6 protein-coding genes are annotated in these 8,122 nt (G+C 59.4%); all 6 read left to right on the plus strand.

What is annotated here, in order from left to right:
• Positions 1 to 2,335, plus strand: a 2,335-nt coding sequence (gene infB, locus B3F77_RS14715; RefSeq protein ID WP_293605680.1) for a translation initiation factor IF-2, incomplete at its 5' end; no start/stop codon positions are given.
• 94 nt (positions 2,336 to 2,429) lie between these two features.
• Positions 2,430 to 2,798 carry a 30S ribosome-binding factor RbfA gene (rbfA, locus tag B3F77_RS14720; RefSeq protein ID WP_293605681.1) on the plus strand — a complete coding sequence of 123 codons (369 nt, stop codon included), beginning with the start codon at positions 2,430 to 2,432 and terminating at the stop codon, positions 2,796 to 2,798.
• Positions 2,799 to 2,886: 88 nt separating this feature from the next.
• Positions 2,887 to 3,936: a tRNA pseudouridine(55) synthase TruB gene (gene truB / locus B3F77_RS14725; protein WP_293605682.1), complete on the plus strand. Its 1,050-nt coding sequence runs from the start codon at positions 2,887 to 2,889 to the stop codon at positions 3,934 to 3,936.
• A gap of 50 nt (positions 3,937 to 3,986) precedes the next feature.
• A complete protein-coding gene (gene typA, locus B3F77_RS14730) occupies positions 3,987 to 5,810 on the plus strand; it encodes a translational GTPase TypA (RefSeq protein ID WP_293605683.1) in 1,824 nt (607 codons plus the stop codon).
• 113 nt (positions 5,811 to 5,923) lie between these two features.
• Positions 5,924 to 6,814 carry a DMT family transporter gene (locus B3F77_RS14735; protein ID WP_293605684.1) on the plus strand — a complete coding sequence of 297 codons (891 nt, stop codon included), beginning with the start codon at positions 5,924 to 5,926 and terminating at the stop codon, positions 6,812 to 6,814.
• Positions 6,805 to 7,965, plus strand: coding sequence for an enoyl-CoA hydratase/isomerase family protein (locus B3F77_RS14740; protein WP_293605685.1), 1,161 nt, complete (start codon positions 6,805 to 6,807; stop codon positions 7,963 to 7,965). Before B3F77_RS14735 ends, B3F77_RS14740 begins: the two co-directional genes overlap by 10 nt.
• The last annotated feature ends 157 nt before the right edge of the window (positions 7,966 to 8,122 follow it).

The following is an 8,122-nucleotide window of genomic DNA, read 5'->3' on the forward strand; positions in this document are numbered from 1 at the left end:
AAAAAAGCCCAAGCCCGCCACGGCAAAAGCCAAAGAGGCTGGCCAGCCCGTGAAGACGGCTGAAGTTTCCAAAGCCGCTGAGACGGCGGCGGCAGAACAGGTCACCAAAGCGGCCCAAGCGGCGGCCGTACTGGTTGCGACAAAAGCCAAAGCTACCGCAGAATTCCAGGCGGATGCCGCGAAAGCCGAGGACCTCCAGGAGCGTCGCCGCAAGGCCGAAGCTGAAGCTGCAGGCATACGTGCCATGCTGTCCGCACCCAAGCGCGTGCTGGTGCCCCATGTGGACCAGAAAGCTGCAGTCAAGGGTACATTGCACAAACCGGCCGTGGCGCCGGGCGCGGCCAAACCTGGCGCACCAGCTGCCGCTATAGCCACAGGCACAGCCGGTAAAAAAGAGGTCAAATCGGAGAACCTGTCTTCGACCTGGAAAGATGATGCAGCCAAGAAGAAAGAAATCAAGAGCCGTGGCGCGCCGGTTGTTCCCGGGCGCGGCAATTTCCGCAGTGGCCCCCGTGGCCGCCGCAGTACTGGTCGCGAGGCACGTCCCGAGTCAAATTTTGTAGCGCCCAGCGAATTCAAGGTGCTTGAGGTTCATGTGCCTGAAACCATTACCGTGGCAGAACTGGCTCACAAGATGAGCATCAAGTCTTCCGAAGTGATCAAGCACCTGATGAAGCTCGGCCAGATGGTCACCATCAACCAGCCGCTGGACCAGGACACCGCCATGATTGTGGTGGAGGAAATGGGCCACAAGGCGGTTACCGCTGCGCTGGACGATCCGGAAGCGTTCACCGACGAGGACGTGCATGGCCAGCAAGCCGAAGCGCTGCCTAGAGCCCCGGTGGTGACCGTCATGGGTCACGTTGACCATGGCAAAACCTCGCTGCTGGACTACATCCGCCGTGCCAAAGTGGCCTCCGGTGAAGCCGGTGGCATTACCCAGCATATTGGTGCTTACCACGTGGAAACACCGCGCGGCATGGTGTCTTTCCTGGACACCCCGGGCCACGAAGCGTTTACGGCCATGCGCGCCCGCGGCGCCCAGGCCACCGACATCGTGATTCTGGTCGTTGCAGCCGATGATGGTGTGATGCCCCAAACAAAAGAGGCCATCAAGCATGCCAGGGCGGCCGGTGTTCCCATCGTGGTGGCGATCAACAAAATTGACAAGCCCGATGCGAACCTGGAACGCGTCAAAGGCGAGCTGGTGACCGAAGAAGTCGTACCGGAAGAGTTTGGCGGTGATTCACCGTTCGTGCCGGTCTCCGCCCGTACGGGCGAAGGTATTGACGCCCTGCTTGAGCAGGTGCTGCTGCAGGCTGAAGTGCTGGAGCTCAAGGCCCCGGTCGATGCGTTGGCCAAGGGCTTGGTCATTGAGGCCCGGCTCGACAAGGGCCGCGGCCCGGTCGCGACCGTGCTGGTGCAATCCGGTACGCTGAAAGCTGGTGATGTGGTGCTGGCCGGATCGACCTATGGCCGCGTACGCGCCATGCTTGACGAAAATGGCAAATCCATCAAAACCGCAGGCCCCTCGATTCCGGTGGAAATCCAGGGCCTGACCGAAGTGCCACAAGCCGGCGACGAATTCATGGTCATGACGGACGAGCGCCGTGCCCGCGAAATCGCTACCTTCCGCGCCGGCAAGTTTCGCAATACCAAGCTGGCCAAGCAGCAAGCTGCCAAACTGGAGAATATGTTCTCGGACATGTCCGCCGGCGAAGTCAAGATGCTGCCCATCATCATCAAGGCCGATGTGCAAGGTTCGCAGGAAGCGCTGGCGCAGTCGCTGCTCAAGCTCTCGACCGATGAGGTCAAGGTTCAGCTGGTGTACTCCGGCGTCGGCGGTATTTCTGAATCCGACGTGAACCTGGCCATTGCGTCCAAAGCCGTGCTGATCGGGTTCAACACCCGGGCAGATGCGCTAGCGCGCAAGCAGGCCGAGAACAATGGCATTGACATCCGTTACTACAATGTCATTTATGACGCGGTGGATGAGCTCAAGGCCGCCATGTCTGGCATGCTGACACCGGACAAAAAAGAAGAAGTTATCGGTACCGCCGAGATTCGCCAGGTGTTCAAGGTCACCAAGATCGGCTCGATTGCCGGCTGTATGGTCACCGCAGGGGTGGTCCGCCGCACGGCCAAGCTGCGCTTGCTGCGCGAAAACGTGGTCATCTTCACGGGTGAACTTGATTCGCTCAAGCGTTTCAAGGACGATGCCCGCGAAGTCAAGGAAGGCTTCGAGTGCGGCTTGAACATCAAGAACTACAACGACATCCAGGAAGGCGATATCCTGGAGTTCTTCGAGATCAGGGAAGTGGCACGAACCTTGTAAAGAAACGCCCGGCTCGCCAATCCCCTCAAGGCTGGCGGGCCACCCATTTCAAGTCAAGACTGCAAGCCCAAACCATTGTTTCCCTTTTTCTTCCATGCGTAAAAAGTCATCCACCCCCAACCGCGGCTTTCGTGTTGCCGATCAGATCCAACGGGATCTGGCGGCACTGATCGCGCGCGAACTGAAGGACCCGCGGGTCGGCATGGTGACGATTCAGGCGGTTGAAGTGACGCCCGATTATGCGCATGCCAAGGTGTTCTTCAGCGTGCTGGTCGGCGATCCCAAAGAGTGCGAAGAAGCGCTCAACCAGGCTGCCGGATTTTTACGCAACGGCCTGTTCAAGCGGCTGATGATTCACACGGTGCCTACGTTGCATTTCCAGTTTGACCGCACCACCGAACGTGCGGCAGACCTGAACGCCTTGATTGCCAAGGCGGTTTCCTCGCGCGCGCAAGACGACTGAGTTCGCGCCGTTCCCCTTGACAGGTTCGGGGATAACGGTGCCAACAGAGCGTTCGGGCAGGCCCGTGCGCTGAGCCTGTCGAAGCTTTATGACGCAAACATCTTCTCATCGCCAAAAAATTCAGCGACGTCCCGTGCATGGCGTGCTGCTGCTCGACAAGCCGCTGGGCCTGTCGAGCAATCAGGCGTTGCAAAAAGCCAAATGGCTGCTGCGCGCGGACAAGGCCGGGCATACCGGCACGCTGGACCCGCTGGCCACAGGCGTGTTGCCACTGTGCTTCGGCGCGGCTACCAAATTCAGCCAGATTCAGTTAGATGCCGACAAAACCTACGAGGCGACGCTGTTGCTGGGCCAGAAAACCACCACTGGCGACGCCGAGGGCGATGTGATTGAAACGCGGCCTGTGCCGGCGATCACGCCCGAGCTGCTGGAGGCCATGACGCAGCGCTTTACCGGTCCGCTGGCACAGATTCCGCCCATGTATTCAGCGCTCAAGAAAGACGGCAAGGCGCTGTACGAATACGCTAGACGCGGGCAAGAGGTGGAGCGGGAAGCGCGCCATATCATCATTTACAAGCTGAGTATGGCTATAGCCCAGGATGGACGGGCACCAGCAGCTATTAAAATCATAGTAACCTGTAGCAAGGGAACCTACATCCGGACGCTGGGCGAAGACATTGGCGAGGCCCTGGGTTGCGGCGCACATCTGGGTTCGTTGCGGCGGCTGGAAACCGGTGGCTTTGTGGCTGCGCAGTGCGTGAGTTTGCCCGCGCTGGAAGCCATGACTGAGCCGGAGCGCGAAGCTTGCCTGCTACCGGTGCAGTCGCTGGTGGCTTTGTTTCCGTCTGTCACATTGGACGCCGACAATGCAGGACGGTTTTTGAGCGGCCTGCGCCGCCGCGGCGAACCCGGCCAGTGGGGCGCCGATGCGCCGCTGGTGCAGGTGTATGGCGCTGAGCCAGCTGCGTTTCTGGGTTCGGCCCATGTCACCGCTGATGAGCTGATTCCCCAGCGTTTGCTGAGCCCGATTGAAATACAGGACATCCTGCAAGCTGAGAAGATTCCCATAGAGAGTTCCGCGGAACGTTCCACGCCAACTTCCATGCCGCCATCTGGCGCCGGCCTTTCCCCCTTTTAAATATTTAAATATTAACCCTGTACCCATTTCAAGTCTTTAGAAAGCGAACCATGAGTCAAAAACAGATCCGTAACATCGCCATCATCGCCCACGTGGACCATGGCAAGACCACCATGGTCGACCAATTGCTGCGCCAGTCCGGCACCTTTGCCCAGCACGAGAAAGTTGTCGACACCGTGATGGACAACAACGCCATCGAAAAAGAGCGCGGCATTACCATTCTGGCCAAGAACTGCGCCGTGACTTGGAAAGACACGCACATCAACATCGTCGATACCCCCGGCCACGCCGACTTCGGCGGCGAAGTGGAACGCGCACTGTCCATGGTCGACGGTGTGGTGCTGCTGATCGATGCACAAGAAGGCCCCATGCCCCAGACCCGCTTTGTGACCAAGAAGGCGCTCGCCCTGGGCTTGAAGCCCATCCTGGTGGTGAACAAGGTGGACAAGCCCGGTGCGCGCCCTGACTGGGTGGTCAACGCCGCTTTCGACCTGTTCGACAAGCTCGGCGCCACTGATGAACAGCTGGATTTCCCCGTGGTCTACGCCTCGGGCATCAACGGCTGGTCGTCGATGGAAGAGGGCGCGCAAGGTGAACAGTGGGGCCCCGACATGTCGGCCCTGTTCAATACCATCCTCCAGCATGTGCCTCACCAACAGGGTGATCCTGCAGCGCCGCTGCAGTTGCAGATTTCTGCGCTCGACTTTTCGACCTTTGTGGGGCGGATTGGTGTCGGCCGCATCAGCCAGGGCACGATCAAGCCCATGATGGACGTGGTGGTGATGGAAGGTCCTGATGGCAAGGCCGTCAAAGGTCGCATCAACCAGGTGTTGACCTTCCAGGGCTTGGAGCGCGTGCAGACCACGGAAGCCGGTCCAGGCGAAATTGTGCTGATCAACGGCCTGACTGACATCGGCATTGGCGTGACCATCACCGACCCGACCAATCCGGCACCGCTGCCCATGCTCAAGGTCGATGAACCAACCCTGACCATGAATTTTTGCGTCAACACCAGCCCGCTGGCCGGCCGTGAGGGCAAGTACGTCACCAGCCGCCAGATTTGGGACCGCCTGCAAAAAGAACTGCAACACAACGTGGCTTTGCGCGTTAAAGAAACCGACGAAGAAGGCATCTTTGAAGTCATGGGTCGCGGCGAACTGCACTTGACCATTTTGCTGGAAAACATGCGCCGCGAAGGTTTTGAGCTGGCTGTGTCCAAGCCGCGCGTTGTGATGAAGGACGTGAATGGTGAAAAGTATGAGCCCATCGAGTTGGTGACCGCCGACATCGAAGAGCAGCACCAGGGCGGCGTGATGCAGGCGCTGGGCGAGCGTAAGGGTGACTTGATTAATATGGAGTCGGATGGCCGTGGCCGCGTGCGCCTGGAGTACCGTATCCCGGCGCGTGGTCTCATCGGTTTTACCAACGAATTCCTGAACCTGACGCGCGGCACGGGCCTGATCTCCAACATCTTCGACAGCTACGAGCCGCACAAGGGCGACATCGGCGGCCGCAAGAACGGCGTGCTGATTTCCATGGACGCTGGTGAAATCTTCGCCTACGCGCTGGGCAAGCTTGAAGACCGCGGCCGCATGTTCCTCAGGCCCAACGACCCGGTGTACGAAGGCATGATTGTCGGTATCCACAGCCGTGACAACGATTTGGTGGTCAACGCCACGCGCACCAAGCAGCTGACCAACTTCCGCGTCAGCGGCAAGGAAGACGCGATCAAGATGACCCCCCCGATCGAATTGACGCTGGAATACGGCGTGGAATTCATTGAAGAAGACGAGTTGGTCGAAATCACGCCCAAGTCGATCCGCCTGCGCAAGCGTCACCTGACAGAGAGCGAGCGCAAGCGCGCTGGCCGCTAATCCTGCACTGCTTCGGCCGTTAAGGTGATCAGGCTGAAAAGCTTGCAAAAGGGCCACTGCCACGCAGTGGCCCTTTTGTCGTTGGCAGGCATCTGCACCGCCCAAGGGGTTTCATGAAACTCACGCAACTCACTCACACTCGGGCTGTCGCCCTGATGCTGCTCGTGACCATGATGTGGTCGACTGCTGGTGTCGTGACCCGGCACCTGGAGTCGGCTCGCAGCTTTGAAGTGACGTTCTGGCGCAGCTTCTTCACTGTGGTCTCGCTGCTGGTCATCCTGCCTTTTTTTCAGGGTCGGATGGTGTTTTCCAGAATCCGCAACGGTGGTTTCGCGCTTTGGCTGTCGGGTGTCTGCTGGAGCGTGATGTTCACGGCCTTCATGGTGGCGCTGACGCTCACCACCGTCGCCAATGTGCTGGTGACCTTGGCGCTCGGACCGTTCGTTACGGCCTTGCTGGCTCGCGTTTTCATTGGCCACCGCATTCCGCCGCGCACCTGGTTCGCTATCGCAATGGCTGGCGTGGGTATCGCCTGGATGTATGGTGGGCAAATGGACCTGGTCAGCCACCTCGGCGGGACGCTGGTGGCGTTGCTGGTGCCACTGGCTGGCGCCTGCAACTGGACCGTGGTGCAGCACAACCGTTCACAGGGCCAGAAAATTGACATGGTCCCCGCTGTGCTGTTGGGGGCGGTAATTTCTTCGCTGGTGACCTTGCCGCTGTCGTTTCCATTGGCTGCCACACCGCATGACGTTGGACTGCTGGCGCTGCTCGGGCTATTTCAACTGGCCATTCCCTGTGTGTTGTCGGTGCTGTGTGCCGGGGTGCTGAAGGCACCCGAGGTGGCCCTGCTGGCGCTGCTGGAAGTGATTTTTGGCATCTTGCTGGCCTGGTTCGGGGCCAACGAGGTGCCTGGGGCGAACGTGTTGACTGGCGGTGCGCTGGTTGTAGGTGCGCTGGTCGTTAATGAACTGATTGGATGGAGGCAAAGAGCATGCGTTTAGAAGCTGTGGGTGCCGAGGTGAAAAAAAGTGACGTTAAAAGTGACGTGATTGTGGAGCGCCGGGGAAGCACCGGGCTCATCACCCTGAATCGACCCAAAGCACTCAATGCGCTGTCACTTCACATGGTGCATGAGCTGCTGGCCACCTTGCAGGCCTGGCGCGACGACCCCGCTGTGCTGATGGTCGCCATTCGCGGGACCAACAAGGTAGGCCGCCCCGGTAGTCCAGAAAGTCTTTTTGGTGGTTTCTGCGCGGGTGGCGATATCCGCTTTTTCCACCAGGTTGCGCTGGCCGGTGGCGCTGCATGGGCTGCGCTGGAAGATTTTTTCACTGAGGAATACACCGTCAATCACCTGATTCATACCTATCCCAAACCGTTTATTGCCTTCATGGATGGCATCGTGATGGGGGGCGGCATGGGCATCAGCCAAGGCGCGAAAGTCCGCATCGTCACCGAACACACCAAGATGGCTATGCCCGAGACCCAGATCGGGCTGTTTCCGGACGTCGGGGGTGGTTACTTCCTGAGCCGTTGTCCGGGCCGTGTCGGCGAGTACCTGGCGCTGACCGGTGAAGTGATTGGCGCCGACGAAGCCATCCGTTTTGGTCTGGCCGATGTCAAGCTGGAAGCGGCCCGTTTGCCTGCGCTGTGGGATGCACTGGCGGCCCAGGAATTTAAAAGCAAGCCAGAGCTTGAGGCCTGGATTGCTTCTAATTTAATAGCTACTAATGCCCGCAGTGATTTGGCTGAAGCCGAATTTGATGCTTATTTCTCGCTGCCGACGCTAGGGCAGATAATTTGCGCGCTCGAAGCTGCCAAGAGTGACTGGGCGCGCAAGACGGCGGCCACCTTGCGCAAACGCTCGCCGCTGATGCTGCACGTCGCACTGGAGCAGATCCGCCGCGCCCGCACGATGACGCTGGCTGATGATCTGCGCATGGAGCGCGACATGATGCATCACTGCTTTCATCTGCGTCCCGGCTCAAAGGGTGAGGCGGTCGAAGGCATACGCGCACAGGCCATCGATAAGGACTATTCGCCGCGCTGGAATCCGCGCCGCATTGAGGACGTCAGCGAGGAGATGGTGCGTCCGTTTTTTGCGAATCCGTGGCTGGCGGACGCGCATCCGTTACGGCATCTCGGGGTTTGACGTAAAACGACTGCCGAAGCAAGCTTGCCAGTCAAGCGCCCCCTTACCTTGACCCCCCGTTGTTGGTCAAGTTCATGGCTTAAGCGCTGTTGCGCCACAGTGAACGCTTCCTGCAATTCCCGTCGCTGTAACGCCCCCCCGTGCCAATATGACCTGA

Origin of the sequence: Polaromonas sp. UBA4122 (assembly GCA_002381615.1) — a bacterium.
GTDB lineage: Bacteria > Pseudomonadota > Gammaproteobacteria > Burkholderiales > Burkholderiaceae_C > Polaromonas.

What these genes read in the sequence shown, in the direction of transcription:
- rbfA (WP_293605681.1), top strand. Translation starts at nt 2,430, where the DNA reads ATGCGTAAAAAGTCATCCACCCCCAACCGCGGCTTTCGTGTTGCCGAT.
- truB (WP_293605682.1), top strand. Translation starts at nt 2,887, where the DNA reads ATGACGCAAACATCTTCTCATCGCCAAAAAATTCAGCGACGTCCCGTG.
- typA (WP_293605683.1), top strand. Translation starts at nt 3,987, where the DNA reads ATGAGTCAAAAACAGATCCGTAACATCGCCATCATCGCCCACGTGGAC.
- B3F77_RS14735 (WP_293605684.1), top strand. Translation starts at nt 5,924, where the DNA reads ATGAAACTCACGCAACTCACTCACACTCGGGCTGTCGCCCTGATGCTG.
- B3F77_RS14740 (WP_293605685.1), top strand. Translation starts at nt 6,805, where the DNA reads ATGCGTTTAGAAGCTGTGGGTGCCGAGGTGAAAAAAAGTGACGTTAAA.